The organism is Rhizobium sp. BK049 (assembly GCF_014193135.1).
Classification (GTDB): domain Bacteria; phylum Pseudomonadota; class Alphaproteobacteria; order Rhizobiales; family Rhizobiaceae; genus Rhizobium.
Genome location: NZ_JACHYV010000003.1, coordinates 333,214 through 353,163, shown reverse-complemented (window position 1 = coordinate 353,163; position 19,950 = coordinate 333,214). Strand labels below are relative to the sequence as shown.

The following is a 19,950-nucleotide window of genomic DNA, read 5'->3' as shown; positions in this document are numbered from 1 at the left end:
GTCGCCGCCATGCGGAAATTCATCGTCATGATCAACACTATCATCAAAAGACGAACCCCATGGAGCGAACCGCAACAACACGGTTGCTGAGGCGCCCGCAGGGGCCTCGAAGGACGAGGCGGGTGCGCTGACGATGAAACCCTACACCCGCCCATCCGGCAGGGTCAAAATCACCGGCCCGTTGCGCGTCGCCACCACGGTGTGCTCGAATTGCACAGTCGGCGCCTTCGGATCGGCATAAAGCGTCCACGCATCGTCGCCACCTTCGGCCCAGGTTGCGCCGAGCGAAAGAAACGGCTCGACGGTGAAGACGAGGCCATCTGTCATCACTCGCTTTTCCGACGAATCCGGCCAGGTCGAGAGCTCGGCCGGCTCTTCGTGCAACGAGCGGCCGACGCCGTGGCTCGCCAGATTGGCGACCAGCGTATAGCGGTTCTTCTGCGCGAAAGCGCCGACGGCGCTGCCGATCTTTGCCAGAGGTTCGCCCGCTTTCACCTGATTGAGCCCCACCCAGAGCGCCCGCTTGCCGTCGCGGCAGAGGCGTTCGATCTTCGGCTTGACCGGCGGCATCGCAAAGGAAGCGCCGGTATCGGCGAAGAAGCCGTCCTTTTCCGCCGAGACGTCGATATTGATCAGGTCGCCGGCTTGGATGACACGCGCACCTGGAATGCCGTGGGCGATTTCTTCGTTGACGCTGATGCAGGTGGCGCCGGGAAACTGGTAGCAGAACTCCGGCGCCGAGCGCGCGCCGGAATCCTCGAGCACCTTGCGGCCGATCCGGTCAAGCTCCAGCGTCGTCATGCCGGGCTCCATCGCCGCCGCCATCACCTGGATGGCGTTGGCGCAGATCCGGCCGATCTCTTTGAGCTTTGTCAGTTCATCGTCGTTTGCGATTACCATTCGTCTCTTCCGGCCTGCACGCGACGGCCGCGGCCGCCTTAGAGCACGCGTCCGGCAGGACGCGCTGAGGAATTGCGCTAATCAAGCCGTGGCTTTCGCCCCTTCGCCCCTTTCAGTCAATGCCTTTCTGACGATCGGCGCGACTTTCGTCCCGTAGAGCTCGATGCCGTGCATGATCTGATCATGCGGCATCAAGCCGATCGCCATCTGCAGCAGGAAGCGGTCGTTCTTGAATATCGCGTGATGGGCGACAATCTTTTCCGCAACCGCTTCGGGACCGCCGACGAAGAGCGCGCCGTTCGGCCCGCGCGACAGATCGAAATGCGCACGGCTCGTCGGTCCCCAGCCGCGCTCGCGGCCGATACGGTTCATTACCTCGGCCTGCGGACCGTAGAACTGGTCAGCCGCTCTCTCGGTCGTGTCGGCGATGAAGCCATGGACATTGATGCTGGTCTTCAGCTTCGCCTGATCCTGCCCCGCCCGGCGCGCCGCCTCGCGGTAGAGATCGAACAGCGGCGCAAACCGGCGCGGCTCGCCGCCGATGATCGCGAGCGCCACCGGCAGTCCGAGTGCGCCGGCGCGCGCCACCGACTGCGGTGTGCCGCCAACCGCGATCCACAGCGGCAGCGGATCCTGCAGCGGCCTCGGATAGACACCGCGTCCGTTGATCGCCGCGCGAAGCTCCCCCTTCCACGCGACAGTCTCGTCGCCGCGCAGCGCCAGCAGCAGATCGAGCTTCTCCTCGAACAGCTGGTCGTAATCCTCGAGATTGTAGCCGAACAGCGGGAAGGACTCGATGAAAGAGCCACGCCCTGCCATGATCTCGGCACGGCCGTTGGAAATGAGATCAAGTGTCGAAAACTGCTGGAACACCCGCACCGGATCGTCGGAGGAGAGCACCGTCACGGCGCTGGTCAGCCGGATGTTTTTGGTTTTGACGGCCGCAGCCGCCAACGCCACGGCGGGGGCCGATACCGCATAATCCGGCCGATGATGTTCGCCGAGTCCGAAGACGTCGAGCCCCACTTGATCGGCAAGCTCGATCTCCTCGATCAAATGCTTCAGCCGCTCGGCCCCCTCAGCTCCCTTACTGCGGGAGGGATTAGGATTGACATCGGCGAATGTGTAAAGCCCCAGTTCCATCATCGGCATCCTGTTGAACTCGATCCGGAGATAAGGATGGAGGTGATGGAGCGCAAACACAAATTGTGGAACGGATCGTTCGAGAATCTTGATAGGCGTTAGTTTGCATGGGCTCGACGGCCACCGGTGAAGACAGGACGATTTAAAGAGTCTTTGCGCCGTAGACACGGCGCTGCTGGATTCCTGTGCTTGTCACAGGAATCCAGCAGTCGTCGTCCGCGCGACAGGAGACTCATCCCCTCCAGGCCCACGAGATGAAACGAAATGTCCTCCCATTCGGGATTCTCCCGCTCGATCAGATCGAGCTTCCACAGCGGCCATTTTCTTAATCGTCTTTTCACGCGTGATCGCTGTCGTCAGCAGATCATGTTCTTCGAACCACACCGGCGTCTTGACACCATACTTCGACGTAAAACCCGGCGTCAGCTCATTCTGATGCTCGAATAGCCGGCCGGCAAGATCACGCGTCACGCCGGTATAGAGCGTGCCGTTGCGTGCGGATGCGAGGATATAGACGTGCCCTTTCATAACAGCAGATTGGCACAGGATAGATCCCACGTCGACAGAGACACCGACACGCCCGAATCCCCAATTCGAATCTGAATTCAACGACTTCTAAGCCCCAGCGGAATCATCTTCCAAGCAACCTCACGCCGCACTTGAAGCGTCGGGAAGGCGAGGCCTACCCCTCGCCGTCCCCAGCAATCACATCGTCGCCAGCAGTTCCGCCAGCTGGTCCGCGGCCTTGCCCCATCCCTCATGGAAGCCCATCTTCTCGTGCGCTTCCTTGTCCTCGGCGCGCCAGTGCAGCGCCCTGGCCGTATATTTCGTCCTGCCGTTGCCGAGGTCTTCCAGCAGGATGACGCCGGTGAAGAAAGGCTTGTCAGCCGGCACCCAGGCGCTGCAATAGGCGTCGGTGAAGACGATCTTCTCGTTCTCGACCACCTCCAGATAGACGCCGCGGTTCGGATACTGATTGCCCTCGGGATCCTGCATGACGACAGCGCTGGAGCCGCCGGGCCGCACGTCGAGCGTTGCTTCCGCCACACCCCAGGGGCGCGGCACGAACCATTGCTTCAGCAGGTCCGGATCGGTCCAGGCTTTGTAAATCTTCTCGCGCGAAGCGTCGAATTCGCGAACAAGGACGAGTTCATGTTGCGTGCTGGCGGTCATTTCAACATCTCTCCGTTTGAGTGAAACCCGGTTCGTATCAGGTTGTTACAAGGACGTGTCAAACTTCGCCGTTCCGACAGCACGCCGAAATTAATTTGCAATCGGCTGCGCCGCCTCTTCCTGCATCTTGTCGATCTGCCGGCGGATATGGGCGGCTTCCGCCGCCGAATGGGCAAGCGCGATGGCATGGTCGAAGGCTTCGCGCGCTTGGCTGGTCAAGCCAAGCTGCTTCAGCAGCCCGCCCCGCAGACCGTGATAATAGAAATAGCCCCCGAGCTTCTCGCCGAGCGGATCGATGAGATCCAGCGCTGCCTGCGGCCCGTGCAGCTTGGAAACGACGACCGCGCGATTGAGCGTTACGACAGGCGACGGCTGAACACGCTCCAGCGCGCGGTAAAGCAGATCGATTTCCGTCCAGTCGGTGTCTTCGGCCCGTTTCGCGCGGGAATGGATGGCGGCGATGGCAGCCTGAAGCTGGTAGGGGCCAGGTTGGCGGTGGCGCAGCGCCTTGTCGAGCAGCGCCAGGGCCTCATTGATGAAAAGCTGGTTCCAGAGAGAGCGGTCCTGATCCTCAAGCAGCACGATCTCTCCTCCGGCGCTGAAGCGCGCCGGGCGGCGCGATATCTGCAGAAGCATGAGCGCAAGCAACCCCATCAACTCCGGTTCCGACGGAGAGATGTGCAGCATCAGGCGTCCCAGCCGGATCGCCTCGTCGCTGAAGGCGGCCGCCTCATGTTCGGGATCCGCCTGACTGTAGCCCTCGTTGAAGATGAGATAGATCATCGTGCTGACGATCGAAAGACGCTCGGCCCTCTCCTCGGGGCTCGGCGTTTCGAAAGGCACGCCGGCCTTCGCGACACGCGCCTTGGCCCGGGTGATGCGCTGCTCCATGGCGCTTTCGGAGACAAGGAATGCGCGCGCGATCTGCGTCACCGAAAGGCCGGAGACGATGCGCAGCGCCAGCGCGATCTGCTGGGTCGCCGGCAGATCGGGATGGCAGCAGATGAAGAGAAGCCGCAGGATATCGTCGCGATAATTGGAATCATCCAGCCGCTCGACAATGTCGCTTTCGGCATCCTCGGTATCGGAAATGAGGTCCTCGTCCGGCAGCGCCTGAAGCTTCGAGCGTTTGCGCACCGCATCGATACCGCTGTTGCGACCGACGAAAATGAGCCATGCCGTCGGGTCGCGCGGCGGTCCCTTTTCCGGCCATGTCCGGATCGCCCTCAGGCATGCCTCCTGGAACGCTTCTTCCGCGGTGTCGAGATCGCGGAAATAGCGCAGCAGCGCGCCGAGCGCCTTCGGCCGGGCAGAGGCAAGCGCGAGGTCGATCCAGGCAATGTCGGTCATGATGCAGCATCTCCCGGCCGGAACACGTAGAAAGGCCGAATTTCGTAAGAGGTGGAGCCGGGATTGACCGAGGATAGCTGTTTCGAGAAGGCGACCGCCTCGTCGAGCGTATCGAAGTCAACCACGTAAAAGCCGAGAAGCGCCTCTTTCGTTTCCGCGAACGGCCCGTCAATCACCAGAGCTTCGTCCTTGCCCTTGCGCACGGTCGTCGCCGCTGTCGTCGGCATGAGCCGGCCGACGGGGCCCAGCTTGCCGGCTTTGGCAAGCGGCTCCTGCACAGCGTAAAGCTTCTCCATGACGGCAGCCTCTTCCTCCTTGCTCCAGGCGAAGACGGTTTCCTCATGGGCGTAACAAAGGATTGCATAAAGCATCGGTCACTCCTCTTTCCGAATGACGAAGGAGTAACCGCTTACCCGACAGGCCGCATCAAAAAATTACCCAGCTCAGCGGCGATTGCAGGAACCACGGCTCTTACCGAAGGCTAGCCTTCGCTCAATGTCCGCCTGACTGCATTCTTCCAGCCCTTGGTCTTTGCCGTCCGCACCTTCTCGTCCATGTCGGGCTCGAACCGCCGGTCGCGTTTCCACGTTGCCGAAAACTCATCCCTATCCGGCCACACCCCCGCCCGGCTGCCGGCGAGCCAGGCCGCACCCAAGGCGGTGGTCTCCAGGATCACCGGGCGGTCGACAGGAGCGTCGAGCAGGTCGGCGAGGCGCTGCATCGTCCAGTCAGATGCGACCATGCCGCCGTCGACGCGGAGCACCGTATCCTCAGCACCATTCTTCCAGTCCTTCTGCATGGCATCGAGCAGGTCCCGGGTCTGGTAACAGACGGCTTCGAGCGCCGCCCGGGAAAGCTCCGCAGGGCCGCTGTTGCGCGTCAGCCCGAAAATCGCGCCGCGCGCCTGGGCATCCCAATATGGCGCTCCAAGCCCGGTGAAGGCCGGGACGAGATAGACCTCCTGCGTGGGATCGGCCTTTTCGGCAAGCGCATTGGTCTCGGCAGCACTATCGATGATGCGAAGCCCGTCCCGCAGCCATTGCACGGCAGCACCCGCGATGAAGATCGAACCTTCGAGCGCATAGGTCGTCTCGCCGTTCAGGCGGTAGGCAATTGTTGTCAGCAGCCGATTTTTCGAACGCACCATATCGGCGCCGGTATTGAGCAGCGCGAAACAGCCGGTGCCGTAGGTCGATTTCAGCATGCCGGGCGCAAAGCAGGCCTGACCGATAGTCGCCGCCTGCTGATCACCGGCGACGCCGAGGATGGGGATAGCAGCGCCGAAAATCTCCGGATCGACCGTGCCGAAATCGGCAGCGCAGTCCTTGACCTCCGGCAGCATAGCGGCCGGCACTCTCAGAATGTCGAGCAGATCCTCGTCCCATGCATTTTCGGCAATGTTGTACATCAGTGTGCGCGAAGCGTTGGTGGCGTCGGTCACGAAGCTCTTGCCGCCCGTCAGCCGCCAGATCAGGAAGGTGTCGATCGTACCGAAGCAGAGATCGCCTCTGGCCGCACGCGTCCGCGCCCCCTTCACATTGGCAAGCATCCAGGAGAGCTTCGTGCCCGAGAAATAGGGATCAAGGATGAGTCCGGTCTTCTTTGTGAAAACCCGTTCCAGATCCTGCCGTTTCAGGTTGTCGCAATAGCTTGCCGTGCGCCGGTCCTGCCAGACGATGGCATTCTGGATCGGTCGGCCGGTCTCCCGCTCCCAGACGACAACTGTCTCGCGCTGGTTGGTGATGCCAAGGGCGGCGATGTCCTTCGCCGTCACCTTGGCTTCGCGCAGCGCCATATGAATGGTGGAGATGACTGAATCCCAGATCTCCTCAGGATCATGCTCGACCCAGCCGGAGCGCGGATAAATCTGGGTGAATTCTTTCTGGCCCTTTCCGGCGACCTGCATGTCGCCATCGAAGACGATGGCCCGCGTCGATGTCGTCCCCTGATCGATAGCCAGAACATATCCACCCATGAAATCCTCCTCAAACGTGTGATTATCGTAGCAAATCAATAGGACACGGATACGGGCGAGAAAAGCGAATAAAGCGCAATTGCCAGCCAGCCGGCTTTGGGAATAACCTCGCGGCTAACGCTGCGACGCAGCATCGGCATTCAGGGAGAAGCAGCATGAGCAGATCAGTCGTCGTCACCGGTTCCACCAGCGGCATCGGCCTTGCGATCGCCACCGCCTTCGCCGAAACCGGCGACAACGTCGTCATCAACGGGTTTGGAAATGCCGATGAAATCAAGGCGATCGTCGAGCGACTTGAATCGGTATCGAAAGGCCGGGCGATCTATCATCCGGCCGACATGACCAAGCCCCCCGAGATCGCCGACCTGATCGAAACGGCCGCAAAAACCTTCGGCAGCGTCGATGTCCTCGTCAACAATGCAGGCATTCAGCATGTCGAGAAGATCGAGGATTTCCCGATCGAAAAATGGGACCAGATCATCGCCATCAACCTGTCGAGCTCCTTTCACACCATGCGCGCCGCCATTCCGCTGATGAAGGCAAAGAAGCATGGCCGCATCATCAACATCGCCTCGGCTCACGGCCTCGTCGCCTCGCCTTTCAAATCCGCCTATGTGGCGGCAAAACATGGTATATTAGGCCTGACGAAGACAGCGGCGCTGGAACTTGCCGAATTCGGCGTGACGGTCAACGCCATCTGCCCCGGCTACGTGCTGACGCCGCTCGTCGAAAAGCAGATACCCGATACCGCCAAGGCCCGCGGCATAACCGAGGAGCAGGTGAAAAGCGAAGTCATCCTCAAGGCGCAGCCGACGCGTGAATTCGTCAAGGCCGAGGAGATCGGCGCGCTGTCGCTCTACCTCGCCAGTGACGCCGCCCGCCAGGTGACGGGAACCCACATCTCGATTGACGGTGGCTGGACGGCGGCTTAACCATTGGAAAAACAACCGGGAATACCATGAACGACAGCATTCGCTTCATCCTGAATGGCGAGGACATCGAACTCACCGATGTCGGACCGACCGAGACGCTTCTCGATTTTCTGCGGTTGCAGCGGCGCCTCACCGGCACCAAGGAGGGATGCGCGGAAGGCGACTGCGGCGCCTGCACCGTGCTCGTCGGCCGGCTCGTCGACGGCAAGCTTGCCTATGAATCCGTCAATGCCTGCATCCGTTTCACCGGCTCGCTGCACGCCACGCACGTGGTGACGGTCGAGCACCTGGCCGGCCGGGATGGCGCGCTGCATCCGGTGCAGCAGGCGCTGGTCGATTGCCACGGTTCGCAATGCGGCTTCTGCACCCCGGGCTTCGTCATGTCGCTCTACGGGTTATGGCTGACGAAGGAAAAACCAAGCCGCCGCGAAATCGAAAAGGCATTGCAAGGCAATCTCTGTCGCTGCACCGGCTATGAGCCGATCGTCAAGGCCGCCGAGCAGGTGAGCCTGATGCGGCCGAGCGCGCTGTTCGATCCGCTGGAGCGCGCGCGTTCGGAAATCATCGCGCGGCTCTGGGCCATGCAGGCGAGCGACACCATCCGCATTGCCAGGAGCGAAGACCGGTTGATCGTACCTGCTTCGGTCCAGGCGCTGGCTGAAGTTCTCTCGCAGGAACCGGATGCGATCGTGGTCGCCGGCTCGACCGATGTCGGCCTCTGGGTGACCAAGCAGATGCGCCGGCTGAGCCCCGTCGTTTTCATCAATCACTTGAGCGAATTGCAGTCGGTCACGGAAAACGAGGACGGTGTCACCATCGGCGCCGGCGTCAGCTATACCGGCGCCTTTGCGGCGATCGCGAAAAAGATCCCGGCGCTCGGACGGCTGATCGACCGCATCGGTGGCGAGCAGGTGCGCAACATGGGCACGATCGGCGGCAACATCGCCAACGGCTCGCCGATCGGCGACAGCCCGCCGCCGCTGATCGCGCTCGGTGCGACGCTGACGCTGCGCTCCGTGGAAGGCCAGCGCAAAATGCCGCTCGAGGATTTCTTTATCGCCTATGGCAAACAAGACCGCAGGCCAGGCGAGTTCGTCGAAAGCGTCTTCGTGCCCTATCCCAAGGCCAGCCGCTTTGCGGCTTACAAGATCACCAAGCGCCGCGACGAGGACATCACCGCCGTGCTCGGCGCCTTCCTGCTGACCCTTGACGATGCCGAGACGGTCACCGACATCCGTGTCGCCTTCGGTGGCATGGCTGCAACGCCGAAACGCGCTCGCACGGTGGAGGGAGAACTGATCGGCAAACCTTGGACGGAAGCAACGATCGAGGCGACCCGCCCCGCCTTCGATGCCGATTTCCAGCCACTCACCGACTGGCGCGCCACGGCGGAATATCGCCAGCTGACGGCGAAGAATTTGTTGACGCGGTTCTATCTGGAAACGGTAGGGGCGCCGGCCGAACTGAAGCGGTTCGAGGAGGTGGCGTGATGGGTTGTTTCGCAAATTGGCCCCTCGCCCTAACCCTCTCCCCGCTTGCGGGGAGAGGGGACGTGCCTCGCGCAATGTTTGCGAGAGCAAGAGGCGGTGCGGCATATCCCTTCTCTCCGTCAGAACGGGGAGAAGGTGGCGGCAGCCGGATGAGGGGCCACCGCGCGAACAGGGCTGGTCACGGAGGACTGATCTAATGGACAAGTCCACCTTCGAGGACCCTAAAGTCGTCATCTCAGGCCCCATGCACGGCTCGCTGCGCCATGATTCCGCGCACAAACACGTCACCGGAACCGCCGACTACATCGACGATATTCCCGAGCCCGCCGGCCTGCTGCACGGCGCGCTCGGCCTCTCCGACCGGGCACATGCCGAAATCCTCAGCATCGATCTTTCCGCGGTCGCCGCCTATCCCGGCGTCGTCTGGGTCTTCACCGGCAAGGAAGTGCCCGGCGTCAACGACACCAGCTCCAACGGCAGCCATGATGAACCGCTGCTGGCCGAAACTTTGGTTCAGTTCCACGGCCAGCCGATCTTTGCGGTCATCGCCGAGACGCGCGAGGCCGGCCGCCGCGCCGCGCGGCTCGCCAAGATCGACTATCGTGACCTGCCGCACTGGCACGATATCGACGGCGCGCTTGCCAATGGCAGCCCGCTGGTCACCACGCCGATGACGCTGCAGCGTGGCGAGCCGGAAACGGAAATGTCGAACGCCGCGATGCGGCTAAAGGGCCAGATGCGCATCGGCGGCCAGGAGCATTTTTATCTCGAAGGCCATATCGCCGTGGCGATCCCCGGCGAAGATGACGAGGTCACCGTCTGGTCCTCGACACAGCATCCGAGCGAGATCCAGCACATCGTCGGCCATGTGCTGGATATCCCGTCTAACGCCGTTACCGTCAACGTGCGCCGCATGGGCGGCGGCTTCGGCGGCAAGGAAACCCAAGGCAACCAGTTCGCCGCACTCGCGGCGATCGCCGCCAAGAAGCTCGGCCGCGCCGTCAAATTCCGTCCGGATCGTGACGAAGATATGAGCGCCACCGGCAAGCGCCACGATTTCCTCGTTGATTACGAGGTGGGCTTCGACGCCGAAGGTCGTATCCACGCCGTCGATGCGACTTATGCGGCCCGCTGCGGCTTTTCCTCCGACCTTTCGGGCCCGGTGACCGACAGAGCGCTATTCCACGCCGATTCCAGCTATTTCTATCCGCATGTGCATCTGCAGTCGAAACCCTTGAAGACGCACACCGTCTCCAACACCGCCTTCCGCGGGTTCGGCGGGCCACAGGGCATGCTCGGCGCCGAACGTTTTATCGAGGAGATCGCCTATGCCCTCGGCAAGGATCCGCTCGATATCCGCAAGCTAAATTTCTACGGCCAGCCGGGCTCCGGGCGCACGCTGACGCCTTACCACCAAGAGGTCGAGGACAACATCATCGCCCGCGTCGTCGAGGAGCTGGAGGAAACGGCCGACTACCGGGCCCGGCGCAACGCCATCATCGCCTTCAACCGCGACAGCCGCTACATCAGAAAAGGCATCGCGCTGACGCCGGTCAAATTCGGCATCTCCTTTACGATGACCGCCTTCAACCAGGCCGGCGCCCTCGTCCACATCTATCAGGACGGCTCGATCCACCTGAACCACGGCGGCACCGAAATGGGCCAGGGCCTCTATACCAAGGTGGCGCAGGTGCTGGCCGACAGTTTCCAGGTCGACATCGACCGCGTGAAGATCACAGCGACGACAACGGCGAAAGTGCCGAACACCTCGGCCACCGCCGCCTCTTCCGGCTCGGATCTGAACGGCATGGCCGCCTTCGATGCCGCCCGCCAGATCAAGGAACGTCTGGTAGCCTTCGCTGCCGAGAAATGGGAAGTGGCGCCTTCCGAGATCGTCTTCCTGCCGAACCGCGTGCGCGTCGGCGAGAGCGAGATCCCCTTCCCAGATTTCATCAAGCAGGCCTATTTCGCCCGTGTCCAGCTTTCCGCCGCCGGCTTCTACAAGACGCCGAAGATCCACTGGGACCGCAAGGCCGGCCGCGGCACCCCCTTCTACTATTTCGCCTATGGCGCCGCCTGCACCGAGGTCTCGATCGATACGCTGACCGGCGAATATTTGATCGACCGCACCGACATTCTCCACGATGTCGGCCGTTCGCTGAACCCGGCGATCGACATGGGCCAAGTCGAGGGCGGATTTGTGCAGGGCCTGGGCTGGCTGACGACAGAAGAACTTTGGTGGGACGATAAGGGCCGGCTGCGCACCCATGCCCCGTCGACCTATAAGATCCCGCTCGCCTCCGACCGCCCGAAGATCTTCAACGTGCGGCTTGCCGAATGGTCGGAGAATGCCGAAGCGACGATCGGCCGCTCCAAGGCCGTCGGCGAACCGCCCTTCATGCTGGCGATCTCGGTGCTGGAAGCCCTGTCGATGGCGGCCGCTAGCGTCGCCGATTATAAGGTCTGCCCGAGACTCGATGCGCCGGCGACGCCGGAACGGGTGCTGATGGCGGTGGAGCGGATGAAGCGGGTGTAGTAATGCGTCCGGCTGATTTGGTGTTTGGGCAGAACCGGCAGGGCGGTGCCACACCCACCTGTTCATCGGCCGTCCTCCCATGACCAACTTCGCTGCCTTCCTCACCGCCCACCCCGACGCAATCCTCGTCGACATCACCGGCACGCAAGGCTCCACCCCGCGCGAGGCCGGCGCTTTCATGCTCGTTTCGGCGAACGCCCTCTGGGGCACGATCGGCGGCGGGCAGTTCGAGTTCATGGCAATTGCAAATGCGCGTGAGATTCTGGCTGGAACCGGCGGAGCGATTACCATGGACATCCCGCTCGGCCCCGAAATCGGCCAATGTTGCGGCGGGCGCACGCAACTGCGGTTTCGGCGCTTGACGCAGGCGCTGAAGGATGAGCTCGAGGCAAGGCTTGCCGGCGAGATCGACAGGCTGCCGGAGGTCTTTCTCTTCGGCGCCGGCCACGTCGGCCGGGCGCTGGCGTCGGCCCTTGCGCCGCTGCCGCTGTCCGTGACGGTCGTCGAAACGAGGCAGGAAGAGCTTGCTAACCTTCCGGATGAAATCAACACCCGGCTCGTGCCAATGCCGGAAGCGTTGGTGAAGGATATTTCCGCCGGCGGAGCGGTCGTCATCCTCACCCACGACCACGCGCTGGATTTCCTCATCGCCCGCGAGGCGCTTGAGAGAACCGACCTCGCCTATATCGGCATGATCGGCTCGGCGACCAAACGCGCCACCTTCGCAAGCTGGCTTTCCCGTGAGGCCGGCGGCGACCGCGCCTGGATAGAGCGGCTGACGCTGCCGATCGGCGGTTCGGCCGTCAGGGATAAGCGCCCGGAAGTGATCGCCGCGATGACGGCCGCCGAAATCCTGACGGCACTCGCAGCCTACCGCATGCGCTCGTCTTCATAATAGGGATCGCGGCCGTCGAGGAAACCAAGGTCGCGCTTGACGCGGTCTGGCGTGGCGGAAAGGTCGAGCCGCGGCAAACGGCAGAAGCGATTGGCGCTTCCCGCCAGCCAACTGGCAAGACGCAGGAAAACACTGCTATTCCGTTGCGGCCGGCTCTCTTCGATAGCTTGGCAATCCATGACGTCACCTCATTAGATTGATGGTATGAGTTGCAGCTTGCCGCTAAAAATGCTGCTATTCCAATCGAACGATCGTCTGCCTGCATCAAGAGAACTTATCCATGAAACTGTCGAAGCAATTTCCGCTGAATGCGCTGCGCGTCTTCGAAGCCGCCGCCCGGCTCGGCAGCTTCACCAGGGCAGGTGATGAGCTCGGCATGACGCAGACGGCCGTCAGCTATCAGATCAAGCTCCTGGAGGAGAATGTCGGCGAGCCGCTCTTCCTGCGCCGCCCCCGCCAGATCGCGCTGACGGAGACCGGCGAGCGGCTGGCCCCGAAGGTGACCGAGGCCTTTGCCATGCTGCATGATGCGATGGCAACGGCGCGCGACAGCGTCGAAGGCACGCTCGCCATCAGCTCGACCCATACCTTCGCCTCGAAATGGCTGGCGCCCCGCCTCGGCTCCTTCCATTTGAAGCATCCGGCGATCGCGGTGCGGTTTCAGGCGACCTCCGACATCATCGACTTCGCCCGCGAACAGATCGACGTCGGCATCCGCTGGGGCGACGGCAACTGGCCGGGGCTCGCGCTGCACCGGTTGATGGGCCTGGAGTTCACGCCGATGCTGAGCCCGAAGCTGGCGGAATCGGCAGGCGGCATTAAGGAGCCGCGCGATCTCCTGAAATTCGACCTCTTCGACGCCGGCGACATCTGGTGGAAGCAATGGTTCGAAGCTGCCGGCGTTACCGATACGGATCTCGATCGGCGCCCGCGCAACCAGTTGGGCTCTCAGGCGATGGAAGCCGACGCGGCGATCGCCGGTCACGGCGTCGCCATCCTCCACCCCGCCTTCTATGAGGCGGAGATCGCGCTCGGCCGGCTCTATCAGCCTTTCGACCTGACCCGCAGCGACGGCAAGGCCTACTGGCTCGCCTATCCCGAAAATCGCCGCAACGTGCCGAAGATCAAGGCCTTCCGCAACTGGATCCTGGATGAGATGAAAGCCGCCGGAAACTGATCCGGCAAACAGATCAGGTCCAATCAGGCTGAACAGGCCTTGCTAGGTTCGGCTTCAAAACCCCATTTCCGGCGCATAGAAGCAGCGCGGCGTGTTCTCGTTGGGAAACAGACAGAGGTGATAATCACCATCGCCGGACTGCATTGCCTTCGTCATCGGCAGCAGAAAGACGTGAGCATGCGTGACCAGCCGGTGGTCGCCCGGCATCAGCGTCACACGATATCCGTTTGGTGTCACCGCCACGCTTTTCGACGGAATCATCTGGCAATCGCCATTATGACTGTCGCCATTGCAACAATAGGGGTCATAACTCCACCCCGAAGGTGCGTCGTGAGCCGTCGCCAACGATGCGTATGCCATCATCACACACGTCAGAATGCTGCGCATGGGCATCTCTCCGTCGATGAATGCGCCGCCGATATCTAACGTTTCTTTTTATTTCATGCCGGCGGCCTGCAAACCTAACTGTATCTGCTCATCATAGTTTCAAGATCGGCAAATCTTTGCCAATCCAGTATGAGACAGTCATAATGCATGGCCTTCTCGGCAGCTTTTAGGCACGGGACGACAGATCGGCGATGCGTCAGCGGTCGCCGACATAGGCGAAACCAATGGCGACTGCCAGCGCCCCGCCCCGGCCCGCCGCCTTGCGAAGGGCCTGTGCGGTTCATCATTCTCCTCTTTCCTCCCCGCCAAAATTTCCGCAATGTCGCGAGTCGGAGGAAGATAGGGGAACTCGATGTATGAATATGCCATAGCATGGGAATGGCTCGCCTTCGCGGCCCGCTGGTTCCATGTCGTCACCGCGATCGCCTGGATTGGATCATCCTTCTATTTCATCGCACTCGATCTGGGACTGGTGAAACGCCCGCATCTGCCGCCCGGCGCCTATGGCGAGGAATGGCAGGTTCATGGCGGCGGCTTCTATCATATCCAGAAATATCTGATGGCGCCCGCTCAGATGCCGGAGCACCTGACATGGTTCAAATATGAGAGCTATTTCACCTGGATCTCCGGCTTCCTCATGCTCTGCATCGTCTATTACGGCGGGGCCGACCTGTTTCTCATCGATCGCCACGTCCTCGATATTAGTCCGCCCGTCGCGATCCTGATCTCGTTGGCGTCGCTGGCCTTCGGCTGGATCGTCTATGACCTGCTGTGCAAATCCCCGCTTGGCCGCAACACCTGGGGGCTGATGGCAGTGCTCTATGTGGTGCTGGTCTTCATGGCCTGGGGTTATACGCAGCTCTTCACGGGGCGCGCCGCCTTCCTGCATCTCGGCGCCTTTACCGCGACGATCATGTCGGCGAATGTCTTCATGATCATCATCCCGAACCAGAAGATCGTCGTTGCCGACCTCATCGCCGGGCGCACGCCCGATCCGAAATACGGGCAGATCGCCAAGCAGCGCTCGCTCCACAACAACTACCTGACGCTGCCCGTCATCTTCTTCATGCTGTCGAACCATTATCCGCTGGCCTTCGGCACGGCGTTCAACTGGGTGATTGCGGCGCTGGTCTTCCTGATGGGCGTCACCATCCGCCACTGGTTCAACACCACCCATGCGAGGAAAGGCCGCCCAACCTGGACCTGGATCGTTACCGTCATCCTCTTCATCCTGATCATGTGGCTTTCGACGGCGCCAAAGCTGCTGACCGGCGAGACAGATGCGCATGCGACGGCAGTGGCGCCGGCCTTCCAGAAATTCGCCGGAGATCCGCATTTTCCGGCCGTCAAGCAATTGGTCTCGACACGCTGTTCCATGTGCCATGCGGCCGAGCCCGCCTATGAAGGCGTCGTGCGGCCGCCGAAAGGCGTGATGCTCGAAAACGACGAGGAAATTGCCACCCATGCCCGAGAAATCTATATACAGGCAGGCCGCAGCCATGCCATGCCGCCCGGCAACGTTACCGATATTACCCCGGACGAACGCAGGCTGCTCGTCGCCTGGTTCGAAAGCGCAGTCGAAGGCAAGAAACAATGACGACGACACTTCTCCGCGGCCGCCTCCTCTCTTTCCATCGCGCGCCGCTGAGTCTCGCCGACAGCCAGAGTTATCTCTACGAGGAAGACGGTGGCCTGCTGATCGAGGACGGGCTGATCGCCGCAGTCGGCTCCTATACCGACATCAAGGCAAAGGCAGCCGCTGGTGTGGCCGAGATCGACCATCGTCCGCATCTGATCCTGCCCGGCTTCATCGACATGCATCTGCATTTTCCGCAGATGCAGGTGATCGCCTCCTATGCAGCCAACCTGCTCGAATGGCTGAATACCTACACTTTCCCCGAGGAATGCCGCTTCGTCGAAAGTGCGCATGCGCAAAGGATCGCCACACATTTCTACGACGAGCTGATCCGCCACGGCACGACGACGGCGGTCGCCTATTGCTCCGTGCACAAGACCTCGGCCGACGCCTTCTTCGCCGAGGCGATGAAGCGCAATATGCGCATGGTCGGCGGCAAGGTGATGATGGACCGCAACGCCCCCCAGGGCCTGCTCGACACGCCTGAGATGGGTTATGACGAGACCCGCCAGGTGATAGCGGACTGGCACGGCAAGGGCCGCAACCACGTCGCCATCACCCCGCGCTTCGCCATCACGTCGACGCCGGCGCAGATGGAGGCTACGTCGGCGCTCGCCCGCGAATTTCCCGATCTTCACATCCAGACGCATCTTTCGGAAAACCACGACGAGATTAAATTCACCTGCGAGCTCTATCCCGAGGCGATCGACTATACCGACATTTACGCCCGCTACGGTCTGCTCGGGCCGAAGAGTCTCTTCGGCCACGCCATCCACCTGTCGGAACGCGAGGCCGATGTCATGAGCGACGCCGGCGCCGTCGCCGTCCATTGCCCGACCTCAAACCTCTTCCTCGGCTCCGGTCTCTTTCCGCTGAAGGCGCTGACGCGGCGCCAAAACCCGGTCCGCATCGGTGTCGCAACCGATATCGGCGGCGGCTCCAGCTATTCGATGCTGAAAACAATGGACGAGGCCTACAAGATCCAGCAGCTGCTCGGCGAGCGGCTGAACCCGCTGGAAAGCTATTACCTGATGACGCGCGGCAATGCCGAGGCGCTGTCGCTCGCCGACCGGATCGGCACGCTGGACCCCGGCACCGAAGCGGACCTCGTCGTCCTCGACGCGGCCGCGACCCCGGCCATGGCGCTGAAGATGGAAACGGTAAAGACCCTGCCCGAGGAACTCTTCCTGCTTCAGACGATGGGCGACGACAGAGCGATCGCCGAGACCTACGTTTCCGGCATTGCCTTGAAAACAGGGCTTTGACGATATCGGTTCCCCCCAACGAGGTACAGTGAAGACCGTCTGAGGCGGACGTTTCCCGTAACCCTTCTTTTGGGATTCATGTTATGGGCGATGGTCGCATTTAAACCTGTAGAAGGTTCGATTCATGGCAACTCCGCTCACCATCGACGATCTGAAAAAACTCGCGCAGCGCCGCGTGCCGAAAATGTTTTTCGACTATGCGGATTCAGGCGCCTGGACGGAATCCACCTATCGGGCGAATGAAAGCGATTTCGGTCAGATCAAGCTGCGCCAGCGCGTGCTGGTCGACATGAGCGACCGCACGCTCGAAACGACGATGATCGGCCAGAAAGTATCGATGCCGGTAGCGCTCGCACCGACCGGCATGACCGGGATGCAGCATGCCGACGGCGAGATGCTGGCGGCGCGGGCAGCGGAAGAATTCGGCGTTCCCTTTACCCTGTCGACGATGAGCATCTGCTCGATCGAGGACGTCGCCTCGGTGACGACGCGTCCTTTCTGGTTCCAGCTTTATGTGATGAAAGATAAGGATTTCGTCCTCGACCTCATCCGTCGCGCCAAGGCGGCGAAATGCTCCGCGCTGGTGCTGACCGCCGACCTGCAGATCCTCGGCCAGCGCCATAAGGACCTGCGCAACGGTCTCTCCGCCCCACCGAAACTGACCGCGAAACATATCTGGCAGATGGCAACCCGGCCCCTCTGGTGCCTTGATATGCTGCAGACGAAGCGCCGGTACTTCGGCAATATCGTCGGCCATGCCAAGAACGTCGCCAACGTTGCCTCCGTGCCCAAGTTTGCGCACGAGCAATTCGATCCACGGCTGTCCTGGGCTGATATCGCCTGGATCAAGGAGCAATGGGGCGGCCCGCTGATCATCAAAGGCATCCTCGATCCCGAAGACGCGAAGGCCGCCGCCGATACCGGCGCCGATGCGATCATCGTTTCCAATCATGGCGGCCGTCAGCTCGACGGCGCCCCCTCCTCGATCAGCATGCTGCCTGCGATCGTCGACGCCGTCGGCGACCGCATCGAAGTCCACCTCGACGGCGGCATCCGCTCCGGCCAGGATGTGCTGAAGGCCGTGGCGCTCGGCGCGAAGGGCACCTATATCGGCCGCCCCTTCCTCTACGGGCTTGGCGCCATGGGCAAGGAAGGCGTCACGCTGGCGCTCGACATCATCCGCAAGGAGATGGACATCACGATGGCCCTCTGCGGCAAGCGCGACATCAACGACGTGGATGCGTCGATCATATCGGGGCGCGGCTGAGAGAAGTCGGCATTTGCTGAACGCCCCGATGGGTCGGCAAGATCTTCGACCTGCGCAACGGCATGCGATTCAGCACAGCGGCCGGCCGTCACCCGCGGTGAACAGCAGGATCGCAAAAATCACGAGACAGATGGCGAGCGCCAAACGCTGCCGCCAAACGATGCGGCGCGATCCGGCAATCCGCCTCTCGAGGCCGGGCGGTGTCCCGTCAGGCTTGCGAAGCTGCATCCGGGAGAGCAGGTCGTCGACGGCGGCAAGACCGGCGGCCTCTGTCTCATGGCTCGACGCGAGGCGAAACAACAGCGCATCGAAAAGGAGATGGATCGCCAGCGCAAGGACGATCCCGCAGAAGACGAGCGTCAACAGCCAGCCGAATGCTGGAGCGAAACCTCGATATCCCTGAGTGATCGGGCCGATAATCAGCGGCAACAGCGCTGTCAGCCCGCAGACGATCGAATTGCGGCCGAGATTTCGCGCAGCAGCCGAGGCCTTGGCATTCCATTGCGTCATTGCAAGCCCTCCGTCACGGCATGGATGCTTTCCTCGGGCAGATGAACACGCCGCCCCGCCCTTTCGATCAGCCGCAGCGCTTCTGCTGGAGTTTCGCAACGTCGGCTGATGAGCAGCCATCGCACGATGACGCCGGCGCTCCGCTGGAAACCGAGCGCACAGCAGACGAGGACCGGTCCCTGGTGGCGCGCAATCTCGATGAGGTTCGCCGCGGCTCGCGTCTGGATCTCGTCGAGGCCTGTCAGATCGAGGGTGGGAAAACTGCACCAGCGCCTTGATGTCCCGCTTGGGCGCTGAAACTCGCCGGTGATGTCGATCACCGTGGCGAAATGGTCGGCCTCGTGGCGGCGCGGAAAGCGGCCGAGATGGACACCGTCAATGATCATCACGGATGCCGGCATTTTGCGTGTCCAGAGCCAAACGTTGATGACAGCGCCGAGCCGGTAGGGCGCCAGTAGCCAGCGGCTGGCAAGCGCGGCCCGGCCATCGGCGCGTTTCAGGAATATCTGCGGGCCGGCGCCGAGATATCCGGCTGCGACGATCGCCAGCGCAACCGCCGGCCAGAGCAACAGAAGCGCTGCGGCCGACAGAGGAGTAAAGAGCGCTGCAAGGCCGAGAAATGCGAGAGCACCGCACAGATAATAGATGCCGAGACGGCGCGACTTCGGATCGTCGCTCAACGCAAAATTGGCAAGAGGCGAACCGGCATCGCGTGGGAAAAGCCAGGCGGCAAACAGACCGAGCAGCACGCCGGTCGGTATGTCCATGACGTGATGCTGCCACGTCGTCAGCACGGAGGCGCCGATGAGGAAGCACCAGCAGTGCCAGAGAAGCCGGGCCCTGCGCGGCAGCCGGCTGCGCAGATGGTCCCAGATCACCACCAGCAGCGCGATATGCAGCGACGGCGCCTGGTTGAACGGCTTGTCGAAGCCACCGAGGACAGCAAACATGAAACCGGGCAGGCCGCTCGTGGCCGGCCGCACGAAGATTGCTTCGAGCGGAAACGCGATAAAACAGGCGACTGCGATTAACTGGATCGTCAGATAACGCCTCGCCAGCATATCCACATCGCGCGGCGTCGTGTTGATGAACAGGCAGAGCCCGTAGAACAGATTGATCGACCAATATGGAATGATCGTCCATCCCAAGAACGGAATGGCGCTTTCCCATGCGAAGGCAATGTTCGACACATCAGCGCGTTGCGACGCCAGCCAGTTGGCGCCGCCATAGGTCAGATAGAAGAACGGCGCCAGGAAGGCGAGCCAGAACGCCGCCCGCTTCATAACCGGCGCTGTTCGGGAAAGAGGAGAATGT

The 19,950-nt window shown here is 61.9% G+C and carries 18 protein-coding genes and 1 pseudogene; 8 read left to right on the top strand and 11 right to left on the bottom strand.

Features of this window, described 5'->3' with window-relative positions; translation table 11 throughout:
- Positions 1-141: 141 nt before the first annotated feature.
- The 7 genes and pseudogenes from map to glpK all read right to left on the bottom strand — a co-directional run bounded on the left by map (position 142) and on the right by glpK (position 6,541).
- Positions 142-900, bottom strand: coding sequence for a type I methionyl aminopeptidase (gene map / locus FHT70_RS05225; RefSeq protein WP_183699384.1), 759 nt, complete (start codon positions 898-900; stop codon positions 142-144).
- Positions 901-981: 81 nt separating this feature from the next.
- Positions 982-2,043 (bottom strand): LLM class flavin-dependent oxidoreductase, encoded by a 1,062-nt coding sequence (locus tag FHT70_RS05220; RefSeq protein WP_183699382.1) that lies wholly within the window; start codon positions 2,041-2,043, stop codon positions 982-984.
- 242 nt (positions 2,044-2,285) lie between these two features.
- A pseudogene (locus tag FHT70_RS05215) lies at positions 2,286-2,571 on the bottom strand (GIY-YIG nuclease family protein); the annotation flags it as partial.
- 177 nt (positions 2,572-2,748) lie between these two features.
- Positions 2,749-3,216, bottom strand: a complete 468-nt coding sequence (locus tag FHT70_RS05210) for an SRPBCC family protein (protein ID WP_183699380.1) — start codon at positions 3,214-3,216, stop codon at positions 2,749-2,751.
- 90 nt (positions 3,217-3,306) lie between these two features.
- Complete coding sequence (locus FHT70_RS05205; protein ID WP_183699378.1) at positions 3,307-4,566, bottom strand: RNA polymerase sigma factor; 1,260 nt, start codon at positions 4,564-4,566, stop codon at positions 3,307-3,309.
- Positions 4,563-4,937, bottom strand: coding sequence for a YciI family protein (locus FHT70_RS05200; RefSeq protein ID WP_008530596.1), 375 nt, complete (start codon positions 4,935-4,937; stop codon positions 4,563-4,565). The genes FHT70_RS05205 and FHT70_RS05200 overlap by 4 nt, the downstream gene beginning before the upstream one ends.
- Positions 4,938-5,047: 110 nt before the next feature.
- Positions 5,048-6,541 (bottom strand): glycerol kinase GlpK, encoded by a 1,494-nt coding sequence (gene glpK / locus FHT70_RS05195; RefSeq protein ID WP_097597007.1) that lies wholly within the window; start codon positions 6,539-6,541, stop codon positions 5,048-5,050.
- A 155-nt stretch (positions 6,542-6,696) separates the two neighbouring features.
- Between glpK and FHT70_RS05190 the strand changes: the two genes are divergently transcribed.
- From FHT70_RS05190 to xdhC, 4 genes are all read left to right on the top strand, one after another.
- On the top strand, positions 6,697-7,473 hold the full coding sequence (locus FHT70_RS05190) for a 3-hydroxybutyrate dehydrogenase (RefSeq protein ID WP_097597008.1): 777 nt from the start codon (positions 6,697-6,699) through the stop codon (positions 7,471-7,473).
- A 26-nt stretch (positions 7,474-7,499) separates the two neighbouring features.
- Positions 7,500-8,963 (top strand): xanthine dehydrogenase small subunit, encoded by a 1,464-nt coding sequence (xdhA, locus tag FHT70_RS05185; protein ID WP_183699376.1) that lies wholly within the window; start codon positions 7,500-7,502, stop codon positions 8,961-8,963.
- Positions 8,964-9,159: 196 nt separating this feature from the next.
- The gene (xdhB, locus tag FHT70_RS05180; RefSeq protein ID WP_183699374.1) at positions 9,160-11,499 is read left to right on the top strand and encodes a xanthine dehydrogenase molybdopterin binding subunit; all 2,340 of its coding nucleotides are present in this window, start codon (positions 9,160-9,162) and stop codon (positions 11,497-11,499) included.
- 79 nt (positions 11,500-11,578) lie between these two features.
- Positions 11,579-12,394 carry a xanthine dehydrogenase accessory protein XdhC gene (gene xdhC, locus FHT70_RS05175; RefSeq protein WP_183699372.1) on the top strand — a complete coding sequence of 272 codons (816 nt, stop codon included), beginning with the start codon at positions 11,579-11,581 and terminating at the stop codon, positions 12,392-12,394.
- On the opposite strand, the gene FHT70_RS05170 is transcribed toward xdhC, so the two are convergent.
- Positions 12,370-12,573 (bottom strand): hypothetical protein, encoded by a 204-nt coding sequence (locus FHT70_RS05170; protein ID WP_097597011.1) that lies wholly within the window; start codon positions 12,571-12,573, stop codon positions 12,370-12,372. The genes xdhC and FHT70_RS05170 overlap by 25 nt on opposite strands.
- 101 nt (positions 12,574-12,674) lie before the next feature.
- Between FHT70_RS05170 and gcvA the strand changes: the two genes are divergently transcribed.
- Entirely contained in the window at positions 12,675-13,571 is an 897-nt protein-coding gene (gcvA, locus tag FHT70_RS05165) for a transcriptional regulator GcvA (protein WP_183699370.1), read from the top strand.
- A 54-nt stretch (positions 13,572-13,625) separates the two neighbouring features.
- On the opposite strand, the gene FHT70_RS05160 is transcribed toward gcvA, so the two are convergent.
- The gene (locus FHT70_RS05160) at positions 13,626-13,958 is read right to left on the bottom strand and encodes a hypothetical protein (RefSeq protein ID WP_085778989.1); all 333 of its coding nucleotides are present in this window, start codon (positions 13,956-13,958) and stop codon (positions 13,626-13,628) included.
- 352 nt (positions 13,959-14,310) lie between these two features.
- Here FHT70_RS05160 and FHT70_RS05155 point away from each other — a divergent pair, with 352 nt between their 5' ends.
- The 3 genes from FHT70_RS05155 to FHT70_RS05145 all read left to right on the top strand — a co-directional run bounded on the left by FHT70_RS05155 (position 14,311) and on the right by FHT70_RS05145 (position 18,126).
- The gene (locus FHT70_RS05155) at positions 14,311-15,555 is read left to right on the top strand and encodes a urate hydroxylase PuuD (protein WP_183699368.1); all 1,245 of its coding nucleotides are present in this window, start codon (positions 14,311-14,313) and stop codon (positions 15,553-15,555) included.
- Positions 15,552-16,859, top strand: coding sequence for a guanine deaminase (gene guaD, locus FHT70_RS05150; protein ID WP_183699366.1), 1,308 nt, complete (start codon positions 15,552-15,554; stop codon positions 16,857-16,859). Before FHT70_RS05155 ends, guaD begins: the two co-directional genes overlap by 4 nt.
- A 124-nt stretch (positions 16,860-16,983) precedes the next feature.
- Entirely contained in the window at positions 16,984-18,126 is a 1,143-nt protein-coding gene (locus FHT70_RS05145) for an alpha-hydroxy acid oxidase (protein ID WP_183699364.1), read from the top strand.
- A gap of 69 nt (positions 18,127-18,195) precedes the next feature.
- Here FHT70_RS05145 and FHT70_RS05140 read toward each other — a convergent pair whose 3' ends face one another.
- Entirely contained in the window at positions 18,196-18,636 is a 441-nt protein-coding gene (locus FHT70_RS05140) for a hypothetical protein (protein WP_097597015.1), read from the bottom strand.
- Entirely contained in the window at positions 18,633-19,919 is a 1,287-nt protein-coding gene (locus tag FHT70_RS05135) for a phosphatase PAP2/dual specificity phosphatase family protein (RefSeq protein WP_183699363.1), read from the bottom strand. Before FHT70_RS05135 ends, FHT70_RS05140 begins: the two co-directional genes overlap by 4 nt.
- Positions 19,920-19,950: the final 31 nt, after the last annotated feature.